Genomic DNA, 15,253 nt, shown 5'->3' with positions numbered 1-15,253 from the left:
ATTTCATGACCACCATTCAACTGCGCGATCTTCGCAAATCCTTCGGCGCCTTCGATGTCATCAAGGGCATCGACATGGATATTCGCTCCGGCGAGTTCATGGTCTTTGTCGGTCCCTCCGGCTGCGGCAAGTCCACCCTTCTGCGCCTCATTTGCGGGCTGGAAGAAATCACCGGCGGTACGCTGTCCTTCGACGGCGAAACCGTGAACCGTCTGCCACCCGCCAAGCGCGGCGTCGCCATGGTCTTCCAGTCCTATGCGCTTTATCCGCATATGACCGTGTTCGAAAACATGGCGTTCGGCATGAAACTATCCGGTGCAGACAAGGAGCAGCGGCGCAAGCGCGTGGAGGCGGCTGCCGAGATGCTGCAACTCACGCCTTATCTGGAGCGTCTGCCAAAGCAGCTCTCCGGCGGCCAGCGTCAGCGCGTCGCCATCGGCCGCGCCATCGTGCGCGATCCCAAGGTCTTCCTCTTCGATGAACCGCTCTCCAACCTCGATGCAGCGCTGCGCGTCGCAACCCGCCTGGAAATCGCCAAGCTGCACCGCGAAATGCATGATACGACGATGATCTATGTCACGCATGATCAGGTGGAGGCCATGACGCTCGCCGACCGCATCTGCGTGTTGCGCGATGGCCGTGTCGAGCAGATCGGCACGCCGCTCGAGCTATACGAGAGCCCCGTCAACACCTTCGTCGCGGGCTTCATCGGCTCGCCGAAGATGAACTTTCTGGCGGGCAAATATGCCGAAACCGAGGGCGCGAAGACCATTGGCATCCGCCCTGAACATATTGCCATCACAACGGACGGGAACGGTTGGAATGGCGAGATCGTTCATTCGGAGATGTTGGGATCTGACAGCTACATCTATGTCGAGATCGGCTCTGGCGAGCCGGTCGTCGTTCGCGAAGAGGGCGTGACAGGCCGACAGGCAGGGGAACGCATCACTATTGTGCCGGATGCGGCGCAAATCCACCGTTTTGACGCTGAAGGCAGGGCGCTTTCCCGCAACCCCGCCCGGGGTGCTGCCTGATATTTCACTTTTGCCGGTCACCCCAAGGAGCCGGCTTTCACCAAGGAGCATGAGAATGGCCATCAACACCGTTGTATGGGGCGAAAATATTCACGAACACATCAATGAAACGGTGCGTTCGATCTATCCAAACGGCATGCACAACACGATTGCCGACGCTCTGAACCAGGACGCGGAGATCAACGCCACTACCGCCACACTGCAAGAGCCGGAACACGGGCTTTCGCAGGAGCGTCTCGACAACACCGACGTTCTGGTCTGGTGGGGCCACAAGGATCATGGCGCCGTACAGGATGAGATCGTCGAGCGCGTTGCCAAGCGGGTCTGGGAAGGCATGGGTCTCATCGTCCTGCATTCCGGCCACTTCTCCAAGCCCTTCAAGCGGCTGATGGGCACGCCCTGCGCGCTGAAATGGCGTGAGGCAGGTGAACGCGAGCGCCTGTGGACGATCAATCCGCGCCACCCGATTGCCGCTGGTCTGCCTGAACATTTTGAGCTTGAGAACGAAGAAATGTATGGCGAACAGTTCTCGGTACCGGAACCATTGGAAACCGTCTTTATTTCTTGGTTCCAGGGCGGCGAGGTCTTCCGTTCCGGACTGACCTGGCGGCGTGGGGCTGGCAACATTTTCTATTTCCGTCCTGGGCATGAAACCTATCCGACCTACCATGACGCCAACGTCCAGAAGGTCATCAGCAACTCGGTCAAATGGGCCTATAACCCGGCCGGCGCCCTGAAGAGCATCCACACCGCTCCCAACGTCCCCGTCGATCAGGCGCTGGAGCCGATCGAAGAACGCGGTCCGAAGCTGCACAAGGCGGGCGAAGCAGGTTATAGATAAGGGCTTGGAGATAACTGGCCATGAGACTTCTCATTCTTGGAACCGGTGGCATGGCGAACAATCACGCCACCTACTTCTCGCAAATCGCTGGCGTTGAACTTGTCGCGGCGGTGGATGTGGACGATGTGGTGGTGCGGGCATTCGCGCTGCGCCATAACATACCGCTGTCATTCACTTCTCTCGATGATGCGATCGCCTGGGGCGAATTCGATGCGGCGGCCAATGTCACGCCGGACGCCATTCATCATCCCACGAGTTTGAAACTCCTTGCCGCGGGCAAGCACGTCTTCTGCGAGAAACCGCTTGCGGAAAACTATGCCAACGCTGCGGAAATGGCCGATGCTGCCGAAAAGGCCGGGCTCGTGGCCATGGTCAACCTCACCTATCGCAATGTCGCCCCACTTCAGGCGGCACGCGAGATGGTGCTTTCAGGCAAGATCGGCAAGGTACGCCATCTCGAGGCCTCATACCTCCAAAGCTGGCTCGTTTCCAAGGCCTGGGGCGACTGGATGACGGAAAGTAAGTGGCTTTGGCGGCTTTCCACCAAGCATGGCTCGAACGGCGTGCTCGGCGACGTTGGCATCCACATCCTCGACTTCGCCTCCTATGGTGCTGGCAGCGATGTGGAGCGCATCTTCACGCGCCTGAAGACCTTCGACAAATATGAAGGCAACAAAATTGGCGCTTACGATCTCGACGCCAACGACAGCTTCACCATGACCGCCGAACTGGAAAACGGGGCCATGGGCGTCATCCATGCCAGCCGCTGGGCAACCGGCCACCTGAACGAGCTTCGCCTGCGCATCCACGGCGACAAGGGCGCGCTTGAGGTGATCCACACGCCTGATTATTCAAGTCTGCGTGCGTGCATCGGCGAAGACGTCGAAAAAGCGATCTGGAAGACGATCGATGTCGATCCCGTGCCCACCAACTACGAAAAGTTCGCCAAGGCCGTTATGGAAGGCGGCGTCGCTGATCCAGACTTCCGCCACGCCGCAAACCTGCAAAAGGTGCTCGATCTGTCGATCATCGCCGATCGGGAGCGCCGCGAGCTGGCCGTTTCTGCTTGATCTGCGAAAGAGCGGTGGCGCGAGCCGCCGCTCGAACGCTTCCTGATCATGTCTGATGGGAACTCCGCGCACTCGCTCCCACCACAAATCTCAATATTCTGTTGCTCTCCGGTTTCGCAACTTGCCTTCAAACCTTCCCAAGGCTAAAAGAACAAAAAGTGAACTACCGGAGGTCTTATGAGCGACACGGCGGCGCCCGCACTGAAGGAAATCTTCAACCGCGAAAAACTGCAGCATATCGCTGATCAGACCAAAGCTGTTTATCCGCCCTTCGACGTGTCCGCCTTCATGGCGCTTGCGACGGCGAATCTCGAGGCGCTTGGGATCATGCAGCGCATGCGCCAGGTGGCGACCAGCCTGCACGCAACTCTTCCCGGGGACTATGCTCGCAATATTGAGATTCTCAGCGCTACAGCTCCTGGCATCGGCAATGGTTTTGCCTCCATTTCGCTGCCGGAATATGTCGCACTGTACGGCCTAAATGATTTTGATCTCTCCATGGAGGCACTGCAATATTTCACGCGTTTCGGCTCTTCGGAATTCGCCATACGGCATTTTCTGCAGAAGGATATCGCGCGTACTATCGCTGTGATGGAAACATGGACGCAACATGATAACGAGCATGTCAGGCGGCTGGCGAGCGAAGGTTGTCGGCCTCGGCTTCCCTGGTCGTTCCAGCTTAAATCGCTCGTTGTCGATCCCTCTCCCGTCACCGCTATCCTGGACGCCCTGAAAGCGGACGAGGCGCTTTATGTGCGTAAATCCGTCGCCAATCACCTGAACGATATTACCAAGGACAATCCCGACTTCGTACTGGCGCTGATCGACACCTGGCCGAAAGACGACCCGAATACGCGCTGGATCATGCGGCAGGCCCTTCGCACCCTTATCAAGAAAGGCGATGCCGCAGCACTCGCCCATCTGGGTGCGCATGGTGAGGCGCAGATTGCGCTCGCGTCTTTTCAGGTATCGCCGGACAAGGTTGTTCTTGGCAATCCGGTGCGGATTGCAACCTCTTTCACGTCGACGGCGAAGAGCCCGCAGAAACTGGTGATCGACTACGCCGTCCACTACGTGAAGAAGAGCGGCGGCACGTCCGCCAAGGTCTTCAAATGGAAGGAAGTCGAGCTTCAGCCCGGCGAAACCTGCGCGCTGTCGATCAGCCGCGCCACCAGGGATTTCACCACCCGCAAACATTATGCCGGCACCCACAGGGTCGACCTTATGATCAATGGCAGGCTCGCCGCCGACAGCGCTTTCGAACTTCTGGTCTGAAGCCGGTCTTTTACCTTTTACGCCGCCGGGAAAATCTTTGCCCGGCGGATGATGACGGAACCGCGATCACCCGCCGTGACGTCGTTTTCCGGCGGCACGTCGAACTCGAGAATGTCCCCGCCATCGGTGCTGACAATCACCCGTCTTTCCCCGGCGCGGTCGAGAACACGCTCCACGGAGGCGGGAATGCCCTCATGGAGATCCTCCCATTCGAGATCACCCGGTCGGGCATAGATATCAACGGCACCGTCGCCCTGGCCATAAGAGAAAGGCAGCTCGTTATCGCCGACATAGATTTTTCCGCCCCGCGCCACACCGGGCACGCGGTTGGCATCGCCGAGGAAACGCATGACAAACGAGCTGTTGGGTTGGCGGCAAACCTCTTTCGGCGTGCCCTGCTGCACGATCTCCCCCTGGTTGAGAATGACCACGCGGTCGGCAAGATCGAGCGCCTCTTCCTGATCGTGGGTCACGAAGATCGTGGTAATGCCAAGTTCGGAATGGATCTCACGAAGCCAGCGCCGCAGGTCGCGACGCACATTGGCATCCAGCGCCCCGAAGGGTTCGTCCAGCAGCAGCACCTTCGGATCGACCGAAAGAGCGCGCGCCAAGGCAACCCGCTGTCGCTGCCCGCCGGATATCTGCGCCGGAAAACGGTCGCCGAGACCCTCAAGCTTCACAAGGCGCAGCAGCTCCTGCACGCGGGCATCGATCGCCGCCCGGCCGCGCTTTATCTTCGAGACCTTCATGCCGAAGGCGATGTTTTCATTCAGTGTCATATGCGGAAACAACGCATAATGTTGGAACACGAAGCCGACACCGCGGTCGCGCACCGGAATATTGGTCGCGTCCTCGTCCCCAAAAAGGATGCGACCGCCATCGCTATATTCGAGGCCGGCCACCATGCGCAAAATCGTCGTCTTGCCGGAGCCGGAGGGACCGAGCAGGGCGAGAAGCTCGCCACTTTCGATATCCAGGGAAACATCGCGCACGGCGCGGAAGGTATCGAAGGTCTTCACTACATTTTCGAGGCGGATTTTCATTGAAATCAGGTCTCCGTAGCGATGGCGGCATCGCCGTTGGTCTTTTTACGCCCGCGGCCGGCACCGCGTTGCTCCAGCGCCATTTTTGCAATGATGGTGACCACGGCGAGCAAGGCAAGGATGGAGGCTGACGCAAAGGCGCCGGCCGTCTGGTAATCGTGATACAGCAGCTCGATATGCAGCGGCAGCGTGTTTGTCTGGCCGCGAATATTGCCGGAGACCACAGACACAGCACCGAATTCACCCATGACGCGGGCATTGCACAACACGACGCCATAAAGCAGCGCCCATTTGATGTTCGGCAAGGTCACCGAAAAGAAGGTGCGCCACCCGGAGGCACCAAGCGAAGTCGCCGCCTCTTCGAGATCGCGGCCCTGCGCCTGCATCAGCGGGATAAGTTCTCGCGCCACAAAGGGTGCGGTCACGAACATCGAGGCGATGACGATGCCGGGCAGCGCAAACAGTATCTTGATATCATGGGCATCGAGGAACGCGCCGAAAAGGCCCTGCAGGCCATACACGAAGAGATAGGCGACACCCGCAACGATGGGGGAAATGGAGAAAGGTATCTCGATCAATACCAACAGAAAGCGTCTGCCGGGGAAATCAAACTTCGTGATGGACCAGGCCGCCGCAATGCCGAAGGCGGTGTTGACGGGCACCGCGATCAGCGCCGTCAGAACTGTCAACATGATGGCGTGGCGGGTATCGGGATGTGTGATGGTGGCCGAATAGGCTTTCCAGCCCTGCGAAAACGCTTCGACGCCGATGATGACAAGCGGCGCCACCACCAGCACGGCGCCAATGATGAGCACGAAGGCGACGAGGCTGCGGCGCACCCATGGGGCATCACCAACGCGCGGCGGTTTGCGGTGCGAAGAAACGGTGCTCATGGCTTAGCTCCTCACCGTGTAACGCAAGGCGCGCGACTGTAGAAAGTTGGTCAAAGCCAGCATGACGAATGCGGTGATGAGCAGAACTGACGCGATCGCGGCCGCGGCCTGATAATCATATTCCTCCAGCCGGATAAAGATCAGCAGCGCCGTGATCTCCGTCGACAAGGGCTGGTTGCCCGCGATGAAGATGATCGCGCCGAATTCACCAAGGCTACGGGCAAAGGAGAGTGAGAGACCGGCAAGCAGCGCCGGCGTCAGCAATGGCAGAATGACCTTGCGGAAAATCTCCATGTCCGAGCCGCCAAGCGACTGTGCTGCTTCCTCCAGTGCCGGGTCGAGGTCTTCCAGCACCGGCTGAACGGTGCGCACAATGAAGGGGAGGCTGGTGAAGGCCATGGCCACCATAATGCCGAGCGGCGTATAGGCGACCTTGATGCCCAATTGGGACAGAACCGAGCCAAACCAGCCATTGCCCGCAAACAACGTCGTCAGCGCAATACCGGCGACGGCCGTGGGAAGCGCAAAGGGCAGATCGACAATGGCGTCGACGAGACGCCACCCCGGAAAGCGATAGCGCGTGAGCACCCAGGCAAGGGCAAGGCCAAACACGACATTGAAGAGGGTGGCAGCGAGAGCGCAGACAACCGTAACACGATAGCTTGCAACAGCGCGCGGCGACGAGATGATCGACCAATACTCGGCAGGTCCGAGGCTTGCCGCCTTGAAGACCAGCGCCGAGAGAGGCAGAAGCACGATAATGGCGACGTAGGTGAGAGTTACGCCAAGGGACAATTTAAGTCCCGGCAGAACATTCCGCTTCAAACCGCGCCCCCATTAATCATAAAACGACCCGGCAGTGTCCCGCCGGGTCTTGTACTTGTTGCTTGTCGCTGTGATTAGCGGCTGCCGTAAAGCGTATCAAGCGTCGCGCCGGATGCAAAATGCTCTTTCTGGATTTTGTCCCAGCCGCCGAAGACATCGTTGACGTTAACGAGGCGAATGGCAGGGAACTTGTCCTTAAATTCGCCGACGACTTTTTCGTCGTGGACACGATGGCCGAACTCGGCAGCGATACGCTGGCCTTCTTCGGTATAGAGGAAGTCGAGATAGCTTTTCGCCAGCTCACGCGAACCGCGCTTGTCGACCACCTTGTCCACCACGGCGACAGGGAATTCGGCGAGCAGGCTGACGGAGGGCACAACGCCTTCCACCTTGTCGGCTCCATATTGCTTGGCAATGCCGCGTGTCTCGGCTTCGAACGTGATCAGCACATCACCGATTTCACGTTCAACGAAGGTCGTGGTGGCGGCGCGGCCTCCAGTGTCGAACACTGGCGTGTTGTCGAAGATTTTCTTGACGAACTCCTGCACCTTCTTCTCATCGCCGTTGAACTTCTCCTTGGCGTAAGCTGTGGCGGCAAGATAGGTATAGCGGGCGTTACCAGAGGTTTTAGGATTGGGGAAAACCACTTTCACATCGTCGCGGGCAAGATCGTCCCAGTCCTTGATGCCCTTGGGGTTACCAGCGCGCACGAGGAAAGAGGGAAAAGAGTAAAACGGCGAAGCGTCGTTCGGAAAATCCTTTTTCCAGTCGGCGGAAACGAAACCCTGCTTCACCAGAAAGTCGACATCCGTCACCTGATTGAAGGTGACCACATCCGCCTCCAGGCCCTCAACGATAGCGCGGGCCTGCTTGGAGGTGCCGGCATGCGACTGATCGACGGTAACACCAGGGTGCTGCTTGATGAACGCCTCGTTCTCGGCTGCGAACACTTCACGGGCGACATCATAAGACGCATTGAGAATGGTGGTCGGAGCCTGCGCCTGCGCTGCACCTGCAAATAGTGCGGCGATGGCAGTACCGATAATGAGAAGACGTTTCATGAATACCCCCGGCAATTCGAATGGCGCCCACAATAGCGGCGAGCCTCAACATCAGCGAGAAACAGAAATTCCCGACCGATGACTTAATCGGAAATATCGCCTAAAGAATCGAGGTCCGGCAGGCGGCCATTTCATTTAGATCAGGAAGTGGGATTTGTTTTGCAACGCTCAGAGGCGATGATCGGGAAACAGATTGCCGGAATGCCCGGCAAGATAGGGTTCCAAATCCACCTCCCGCACTTCCTCCAGCCGTGCAGGTCGCCAGCGGGGGTTACGGTCTTTATCGATCAGCGCGGCGCGTACGCCCTCATAAAAATCGTGCTGCCGCAATATTTCCGTGCCAGCGGCGAATTCCCGTTCCAGGCATTCGATGAGGCTCATGCTCTCCCGCCCGAGGCGTAGTAGTCTCAGCGTCAGTTTCAGGCTCGTCGGGGATCGCTTTTGGAGAACCTCCAGCGTTTCGCGCGAAAATGCATCCTGTCGTGCCGACAGCGCAGCGACAATCTCCTCGATGGTGTCGAAGCCAAATGTCGCGTCGACGGTATTCTGATTTGCCTGCAAGATGCTTTCACCAGCCTGCGCAACGTAAGCGCCGATCGTCGCCTCGATATCTTCGCGGTCCGTGGCCTGCGAGAGGTCCTGGACCAAGTCATCGAGCCGGTGTGAAGGAACAAGATAATCCGCAAAGCCGGCATAAAGGGCATCGGCGGCCCCGATGGCATTTCCCGTCAATCCCAACCATGTGCCACATTCCCCGGGCGCTTTCGGAAGCAGCCATGACCCACCGACGTCGGGGAAATACCCGATCCCGGTTTCCGGCATAGCGAGTTTGGCGCGTTCGGTCACGATGCGGTGGCTGCCGTGGGCCGAAATGCCGACGCCGCCGCCCATGACGATACCGTCCATCAAGGCGACATAGGGCTTACTGAAATGGGCGATACGATAGTTGAGCGGAAACTCTTCCTGCCAAAACTCCAGCACCTGCGGGTCGCCGGCCTTGCCGAGATCGTGAATGATGCGGACGTCGCCACCGGCGCAGAGGCCCCGCTCCCCCTCCCCGGTCAGCACCGCGCATGAAATGTCAGGGTCCTCCTCGAAACGCTGCAAGGCCCGCGAGAGCGCGCGCACCATCGGGAGTGTGAGGCTGTTGATGGCTTGGGGGCGGTTAAGCCTGATGACTCCGGCCCTTCCTCGCTTCTCGACGATCACCTCCGCATGCGCCTTCATTCTCTGTTCCAAAACCGCCTCCTTCGCTGCCATTTATCGAGCCATTCTGGCGGCCTTGATGCAATCACGCAACGTTGATCTCGTCCTTAAGGAACGTCTTTCGCCCAAACCGCTTTGACGGGTAAGAAATGCCAGAATTCCGATTTTGCGATGCAGCATGTTTGCTTGACGCCCGCAAAGTCATGGCGTGTAATGAGGTCTGATAATGCCGGCATTGATTCCTGTCGAGCGTGCCGGACCAAGCAGATTGTCGCCTTCCCAAAGGCGCTGTGAACAGCAACTGGAGACGAGCATGCAGGTTTCGGAACAGGAATGGATCAGCAAAAGGGCCTACACACTTTGGGAAAAGGAAGGCCATCCGCATGGCCGTGACGCCGACCATTGGGAACAGGCCAAGCACGAGTTCTCACTGCTGAAATCGTCGGAAGCGACCAAACCGGCAACGCGCAAAAAGGCCGCTCCCAAGGCCGCCGTCGCAGAAGTCGCGCCTGATGCGGAAAATGCTGCAAAGCCGAAGAGCCGCGCGCGCAAGGCTGCCGCAAAGTAGGCACGCGCCGAGACCTCAGGAGACGGCATAAATGAAGAAGCCCGCCGAACTATAGACGGGCTTCTTTCTTATCGATACGTGCACCCAGGAGTGCCGAGGATGCAAGCTGTTTCAGGGGTGCCGGGCCCCGGTGCTTGCGGCTGGCTTTCGGGCATGTTGCGTGGGCGGTCGCGATTGACATCACGATTAACGTCGCGGTTCTGATCTTCCCAGCGCCGGCGATCATCATCCCGACGCGGCCTCTCCTGATTACGGTCGCCTTGATCCCAGTTACCGTTGCGACGTTCCCAGCGTCCGTCATTCGGCCCCGCTCCCCGGCGGCCATCTCGCCACTCGTCGCGGCGACCGTCACGCCAGTCATCACGACGGCCGTCCCGCCATTCGTCGCGCGGACGTGGGCGGTCCCAGCCGGCGCTCGGAGGCGGTGCGTTCCAATAACCACCAGACGGCGGCGGACGACGCCAGCGGTCACGCTCGCGGTAGAAATCGCGGTCACGATAGTAGCGATCCCAGTAGCGGCCGGCTTCGAAGGTGATGATCGGAACGCCGAGATCGCGATAATAACGGGGCTCGACGTAGACCCGGTTTTGCCGGAACGTCGTCTGGATATAACGACCGGCGACCCAACCACGACCATTGACAAAAGAGACGTCGCACCACGGCGTGTCTGACAGGCAGCCGTGAACGGTCAACGGTGCGCCAACGGGAATCACAACGACGGCCGGATAGGCCGTACTTGGGCCGGAGCGCATGTTTACATTTGCGGTGGCGAAACCGCGCGTCGCAGCCTCGGCAAGAGCCGGCGCGGCGAGCATGGCCACCAGCGCAATTGCGCCAAACAATTTTTTCTTCACTTCTTTCTCCTCAAGCAAAGGCCCGCTTTGCCCTTGTCGGCATCCACCATTTTCGATGGACGAGCATGCGTTTCGCATACTGCCACGATCAGAAAATACGCGTTGCTGCATGAACGCAGCATGAAACAAACGAGGTACCTGATCAGTTCCACCTGCGGCAAACCGCGCCGATAAAATGCCAAGGGAATAAACCCGCCGGTCTTGACTTCGAAGACCAATCATCCGACTTCCAATAAAACGGCAATATGGAGCAGCACCCATGAGCGAAACCGCACAGACGACCGTCGATCAGAGCGAGGTGGATCGTTTTTCCGCGATGGCTGCGGAATGGTGGAGCCCGACGGGCAAGTTCCGGCCATTGCACAAGTTCAATCCGGTGAGGCTCGAATATATCCGCAACCGTGTCTGCGACAATTTTGGTCGCGATCCGAGGGGGCACCGGCCTCTGGAGGGGCTGCGGGTTCTCGATATCGGCTGCGGCGGCGGTCTTCTTTCCGAGCCGATCGCGCGCATGGGGGCGGACGTTGTCGGCGCCGATCCGTCCGAGAAAAATATTGGCATAGCCTCAACTCATGCCCGGGAGAGTGGCGTCAGCGTCGATTACCGCGCTGTGACTGCAGAGCAGTTGCAGGCAGCGGGCGAATCCTTCGACGTCATTCTCAACATGGAGGTGGTCGAGCACGTCGCCAATGTCGACCTCTTTGTCACCACCTGCGCAAAGATGGTACGCCCCGGCGGCCTCATGTTCGCGGCCACCATCAACCGCACGCTCAAAGCCCGCGCACTGGCAATTTTCGCGGCAGAAAACGTGCTCCGTTGGTTACCACGCGGCACGCACCAGTATGAAAAGCTTGTGCGCCCGGATGAACTCGAGCGACCGCTGGTAGCAAGCGGCATGGATATCATCCATCGCACCGGTGTCTTTTATAACGTCCTGCAGGATCGCTGGAACCTGTCGCCGGATATGGATGTCAATTATATGATGCTGGCAAAACGGCCAGCATAACGAGCTGTCAGACGGGGATTGCCTGCACCTGCGCAAGCAGTTCCCGCTGCCCGGCAGCGTTGCGTTCGGCAATGTCTTTCACCCTTCCGCGGTTGATCGCAGCTGGAGCACCATCCGCGTCAAAGGGCATCTTGAAGTGAAAGGCGCGCGGCGACGGGCCTTGGTCGTGCAGATGCTCCAGCCGTTCAACGGCCTGCGACCATACCGGTTGGTGGGTGGCGTCAACCCACCAGAGCACCAGCGGCGGCCACTGCTGCGGAATGTTCCAGTGTCTGCCGTGTTTCAGCGCCTCGGCATGTACTCCCGAGTAGGAATAGGCCACCACCGATTCAATATCGCGCCAGAGTGACAAGGACGAGACGCCGCTCGCGGCACCGTTCTCTTTCAGAAATCGCGGAAAGACCTGCTCACCCCAGCTTGGAGGGCCCGGCTCGCCATCATAGCCAGACCTTGCGATAAACCCCTCTGACCGTTCTGCCGCCTGGAAGTTGAGCGGCTCGCGGCGAGCGAACCCTGCAACGCGTGGATTGTCATAGGGCGCGATCTGTATTCCGAAATTATAAATCGCGAGCCGCATCAACAAACTCAATTCACGTCGTCGGGCAGCAGCGGCAAAGGCGCGATATCGATACCTTCCTCCAACAGGGCTTTCGCTTCCTGAACAGAGGCATTACCGATGATACCGCGTTCATCCGCCTCGCCGTAATGGATTTGTCGCGCCTCTTCGGCAAACTTGTCACCGACATCCTCTGCGCTGGCGCGAATGGTGGCCACAGCCTCGCGGATTTTTGCGAGCGCTTCTTTCCGGGCAGCGTCCATTGCAAGCGTCTGGCGTTCTTCCTTCCTGCGGGCCGTGGAGACCGACGGCGCCATTAATGTCTTGGAAACCTGGAGCGAATTGCAGATGGGACAGGACAGAAATCCGCGCTGCAACTGATTGTCGAAATCGTCGCTACCCGCAAACCAACCCTCAAACTCATGACCTTTTTCACAGGCCAGCGCATACCGTATCACGCCGCTTGACCTCCGGCGGGCGTCAGGGGATTAACCGTATCGACGCCGAACTCGCGGCTATTACGCAGATTGGGTATCTTGCCGCGAGCGGCGGCGACCAGCGACGTGTCGATCTCGGCGAATATGATTTCTTCGCCGCTCCCGCCTGCAATCGAAAGCACCCTGCCCCACGGGTCTATGATGATCGAGTGTCCGTAAGTCACTCGTCCATCCTCGTGCACGCCGGCCTGAGCCGCGGCGATGACAAAGGCACCGTTCTCGATGGCGCGGGCGCGCAGCAATATCTCCCAATGCGCTTCGCCCGTCTGTCGGGTGAACGCTGCCGGAACCGTTAGAATTTCTGCGCCCGCAAGCGCTTCCGCCCGGAAAAGCTGCGGAAATCGGACATCGTAGCAGATCGCAAAGCCAAATTTCGCGAGCGGTACATCAGCAACGCGCGCCACTTCACCCGGTTCGTAAGCAGCACTTTCGCGCCAGCTCTCACCATTATCGAGATCAACATCGAACATGTGGATTTTGTCGTAGCTGCAGATACGCGAGCCATCCGGCGCGAAGAAAAATCCGCGATTGGCAATTTTTCCATCGGGTCGGGCAATGGCGGTCGAGCCGACATGAACGTGGATCCCGAGATCGCGGGCAAGCCGGGCCGCTGTCGCGACGATGATGTCGCCGTCGTCATCGCGTAGCTGCGCGCGCAACGCCTGCCTGTCCTTCTGGATGGCCCCGGTCATCTCCGGGGTTTGCACATAGACGGCCCCCCCCGCCGCGGCCGCCCGTACAAGGCGCTCCATATCCGCAGCATTTTTTGCCGTGTCCACACCCGAACTCATCTGAATGGCCGCAGCCTTGAAAGTCATCCTATCCTCCATGCCCGCAAATGATGCCGATCAGGCGGCCAGCAGCGCGTCCAGTTTGCCGGCGCGCTCCAGTGCGTGCAGATCATCGCAGCCACCCACATGCTGGCCATTGATGAAGATTTGCGGGAAGGTTGTGCCGCCGGATTTCTCGATCATCTCCTGCCGGTATTCCGGCGTGGTCGTGGCGTTATATTCGGCATAATCCACGCCCTTGCTGTCCAGCAGTGCCTTGGCGCGTGCGCAATACCCACAAAAATCCCGCGTATAGATCGTTACCGGTGCCATGTTTTAAACGCCCTCGCAAACGCGCGGCAAGCCGCACGATAAAGTCATGTCTTTCAGCTTTCATATAGGCTCCGAAATGGCCATTGCAAAGGTCAAAACAGTCACATCCGCCGCACCGGCCTTGCGTAGAACCCGGCTTGCTGCACCCACCGTCGCCCCGGTGGTGTAGACATCATCCACCAGCACCACCCGCTTGCCATGGACATCCATCTCACTGCCCGCCGCAAGCGAAAAAGCGCCGCGAACATTGTCTCGCCGGGCGTTCGCCGAAAGCCCGACCTGACGCTCGGTTGGCTTTACACGCAGCAGCGTGCCCGCGAGCATTGGTTTGCCAGATAACTTGGCCAGATGGCGAGCCAGCTCTGCCGATTGGTTGAAGCGGCGACGAAGGAAGCGGCCGCGATGCAACGGCACGGGAATGATGCAATCGCAGTCGGCAACGGTTCCGTCGCTCGCCCGCAGCATCCACGTCGCCATCACGTGAGCAAGATCGATGCGATCCTGGTACTTCAGCCGGTGTACGAGCTTTCGAGCCGTACCATCATGGCTTGCAACGCTGCGCAGGCGATCAAAGGGAGGCGGCTCGGCAATTGCCTTAGCGCTGACAAAACCGTGTCCGTGATCCCGCGCAAAGGGTATGCCGAGAACCTCGCAAAAAGGGCGATCGATAAAGGCCACATCCCGCCAGCAATCCGCGCATAGAGCGGCTTCCCGGCCGGTCATGCAGTTGCAGCCAGCACAGGTCGGTGGATAGATCATGCGAAACGCAGCGCGCCCCGCGTCCGACATGATCGCGGACGCCGATAACAATCCCGAAAATAGGCTGTCACCGATACCCATGAGGTTGACTTTAGCGCCGAACGGGTGCCTTTGCGAGAGCGATAGTTCACCCCGCCCCTGCGGATAACGACACCCCAAGTGGGACGGGAACAACGAGACGGCCCGCCAATCCTAAGGCGTTTGAGGCCGAGCAGGCAAAACGATGGATATTCTTTTTGACCAGGCCCTGATCGAACAAAACCGCCGTCGGGCGTGGGCAAGACGTGATGACAAGGCGCTATTTCTTCTCGATATGGCAGCGGAGGAACTGGCCGACCGGCTTGCCATCGTCGAGCGTCAGTTCGAGACCGCGATCGAACTTCACGGAGGAAACGGCGTTACGGCCCGGCGCCTGGCCGAGACCGGCAAGGTCGACACCATCCATCGCATCGAGACGGAGCGCTATTTTGCCGCTGACGGTAATATCCCCGAGGCTGCTTCAATGGAGCATCTGCCGCTTGAGGAGGCCTCAGCCAATCTCATCGTTTCACCACTCGCGCTGCATCTGACAAACGACACACCCGGTGCGCTGATCCAGATTCGGGGGGCGCTGAAGCCGGACGGACTGTTTCTCGGCGCGATACCCGGCAGCGGGACGCTCC

The 15,253-nt window shown here is 59.1% G+C and carries 19 protein-coding genes; 7 read left to right on the top strand and 12 right to left on the bottom strand.

Annotation, left to right across the window (positions count from 1 at the left end; genetic code table 11):
* Window positions 1-5: 5 nt before the first annotated feature.
* From ACUTJJ_RS11920 to ACUTJJ_RS11905, 4 genes are all read left to right on the top strand, one after another.
* The gene (locus tag ACUTJJ_RS11920) at window positions 6-1,034 is read left to right on the top strand and encodes an ABC transporter ATP-binding protein (protein ID WP_445542304.1); all 1,029 of its coding nucleotides are present in this window, start codon (window positions 6-8) and stop codon (window positions 1,032-1,034) included.
* A 55-nt stretch (window positions 1,035-1,089) separates the two neighbouring features.
* The gene (locus tag ACUTJJ_RS11915; protein WP_063950067.1) at window positions 1,090-1,875 is read left to right on the top strand and encodes a ThuA domain-containing protein; all 786 of its coding nucleotides are present in this window, start codon (window positions 1,090-1,092) and stop codon (window positions 1,873-1,875) included.
* 20 nt (window positions 1,876-1,895) lie between these two features.
* On the top strand, window positions 1,896-2,945 hold the full coding sequence (locus ACUTJJ_RS11910; protein WP_063950068.1) for a Gfo/Idh/MocA family protein: 1,050 nt from the start codon (window positions 1,896-1,898) through the stop codon (window positions 2,943-2,945).
* A gap of 177 nt (window positions 2,946-3,122) precedes the next feature.
* Entirely contained in the window at window positions 3,123-4,220 is a 1,098-nt protein-coding gene (locus tag ACUTJJ_RS11905; protein WP_445542303.1) for a DNA alkylation repair protein, read from the top strand.
* Between the two features lie 17 nt (window positions 4,221-4,237).
* On the opposite strand, the gene ACUTJJ_RS11900 is transcribed toward ACUTJJ_RS11905, so the two are convergent.
* The 5 genes from ACUTJJ_RS11900 to ACUTJJ_RS11880 all read right to left on the bottom strand — a co-directional run bounded on the left by ACUTJJ_RS11900 (window position 4,238) and on the right by ACUTJJ_RS11880 (window position 9,269).
* Window positions 4,238-5,263, bottom strand: a complete 1,026-nt coding sequence (locus ACUTJJ_RS11900) for a sulfate/molybdate ABC transporter ATP-binding protein (protein ID WP_445542302.1) — start codon at window positions 5,261-5,263, stop codon at window positions 4,238-4,240.
* A gap of 5 nt (window positions 5,264-5,268) precedes the next feature.
* Window positions 5,269-6,156, bottom strand: coding sequence for a sulfate ABC transporter permease subunit CysW (cysW, locus tag ACUTJJ_RS11895; protein WP_445542301.1), 888 nt, complete (start codon window positions 6,154-6,156; stop codon window positions 5,269-5,271).
* A gap of 3 nt (window positions 6,157-6,159) precedes the next feature.
* Window positions 6,160-6,981 (bottom strand): sulfate ABC transporter permease subunit CysT, encoded by an 822-nt coding sequence (gene cysT / locus ACUTJJ_RS11890; RefSeq protein WP_445542300.1) that lies wholly within the window; start codon window positions 6,979-6,981, stop codon window positions 6,160-6,162.
* A gap of 74 nt (window positions 6,982-7,055) precedes the next feature.
* Window positions 7,056-8,042 (bottom strand): thiosulfate ABC transporter substrate-binding protein CysP, encoded by a 987-nt coding sequence (cysP, locus tag ACUTJJ_RS11885; protein ID WP_144577671.1) that lies wholly within the window; start codon window positions 8,040-8,042, stop codon window positions 7,056-7,058.
* A 168-nt stretch (window positions 8,043-8,210) separates the two neighbouring features.
* On the bottom strand, window positions 8,211-9,269 hold the full coding sequence (locus tag ACUTJJ_RS11880) for an enoyl-CoA hydratase/isomerase family protein (protein ID WP_445542299.1): 1,059 nt from the start codon (window positions 9,267-9,269) through the stop codon (window positions 8,211-8,213).
* A 292-nt stretch (window positions 9,270-9,561) separates the two neighbouring features.
* Between ACUTJJ_RS11880 and ACUTJJ_RS11875 the strand changes: the two genes are divergently transcribed.
* Window positions 9,562-9,816, top strand: coding sequence for a DUF2934 domain-containing protein (locus ACUTJJ_RS11875; protein WP_445542298.1), 255 nt, complete (start codon window positions 9,562-9,564; stop codon window positions 9,814-9,816).
* A gap of 68 nt (window positions 9,817-9,884) precedes the next feature.
* Here ACUTJJ_RS11875 and ACUTJJ_RS11870 read toward each other — a convergent pair whose 3' ends face one another.
* Together ACUTJJ_RS11870 and ACUTJJ_RS11865 are read right to left on the bottom strand one after the other, a co-directional pair.
* Complete coding sequence (locus ACUTJJ_RS11870) at window positions 9,885-10,670, bottom strand: SH3 domain-containing protein (protein WP_445542297.1); 786 nt, start codon at window positions 10,668-10,670, stop codon at window positions 9,885-9,887.
* Window positions 10,667-10,888, bottom strand: a complete 222-nt coding sequence (locus ACUTJJ_RS11865; protein WP_063950075.1) for a hypothetical protein — start codon at window positions 10,886-10,888, stop codon at window positions 10,667-10,669. Before ACUTJJ_RS11865 ends, ACUTJJ_RS11870 begins: the two co-directional genes overlap by 4 nt.
* Before the next feature lie 41 nt (window positions 10,889-10,929).
* Between ACUTJJ_RS11865 and ubiG the strand changes: the two genes are divergently transcribed.
* Complete coding sequence (gene ubiG, locus ACUTJJ_RS11860) at window positions 10,930-11,676, top strand: bifunctional 2-polyprenyl-6-hydroxyphenol methylase/3-demethylubiquinol 3-O-methyltransferase UbiG (RefSeq protein WP_063950076.1); 747 nt, start codon at window positions 10,930-10,932, stop codon at window positions 11,674-11,676.
* A gap of 7 nt (window positions 11,677-11,683) precedes the next feature.
* Here the strand turns inward: ubiG and ACUTJJ_RS11855 are convergent, their stop codons facing one another.
* The 5 genes from ACUTJJ_RS11855 to ACUTJJ_RS11835 are packed head-to-tail and all read right to left on the bottom strand — an operon-like array spanning window position 11,684 to window position 14,672.
* Complete coding sequence (locus ACUTJJ_RS11855; protein ID WP_445542296.1) at window positions 11,684-12,253, bottom strand: DUF3291 domain-containing protein; 570 nt, start codon at window positions 12,251-12,253, stop codon at window positions 11,684-11,686.
* 8 nt (window positions 12,254-12,261) lie between these two features.
* On the bottom strand, window positions 12,262-12,690 hold the full coding sequence (locus ACUTJJ_RS11850) for a DUF1178 family protein (protein ID WP_445542295.1): 429 nt from the start codon (window positions 12,688-12,690) through the stop codon (window positions 12,262-12,264).
* Window positions 12,687-13,547 carry a carbon-nitrogen hydrolase family protein gene (locus tag ACUTJJ_RS11845; protein WP_445542294.1) on the bottom strand — a complete coding sequence of 287 codons (861 nt, stop codon included), beginning with the start codon at window positions 13,545-13,547 and terminating at the stop codon, window positions 12,687-12,689. Before ACUTJJ_RS11845 ends, ACUTJJ_RS11850 begins: the two co-directional genes overlap by 4 nt.
* Before the next feature lie 30 nt (window positions 13,548-13,577).
* A complete protein-coding gene (gene grxC, locus ACUTJJ_RS11840; RefSeq protein ID WP_003522552.1) occupies window positions 13,578-13,832 on the bottom strand; it encodes a glutaredoxin 3 in 255 nt (84 codons plus the stop codon).
* A gap of 60 nt (window positions 13,833-13,892) precedes the next feature.
* Window positions 13,893-14,672, bottom strand: coding sequence for a ComF family protein (locus tag ACUTJJ_RS11835; RefSeq protein ID WP_445542293.1), 780 nt, complete (start codon window positions 14,670-14,672; stop codon window positions 13,893-13,895).
* A 142-nt stretch (window positions 14,673-14,814) separates the two neighbouring features.
* Between ACUTJJ_RS11835 and ACUTJJ_RS11830 the strand changes: the two genes are divergently transcribed.
* The coding region (locus tag ACUTJJ_RS11830) for a class I SAM-dependent methyltransferase (protein ID WP_445542292.1) at window positions 14,815-15,253 on the top strand (439 nt) is incomplete at its 3' end.

The sequence above is a fragment of the Agrobacterium sp. DKPNP3 genome (assembly GCF_052686535.1).
This window is presented reverse-complemented; position numbering and strand designations above follow the sequence as displayed.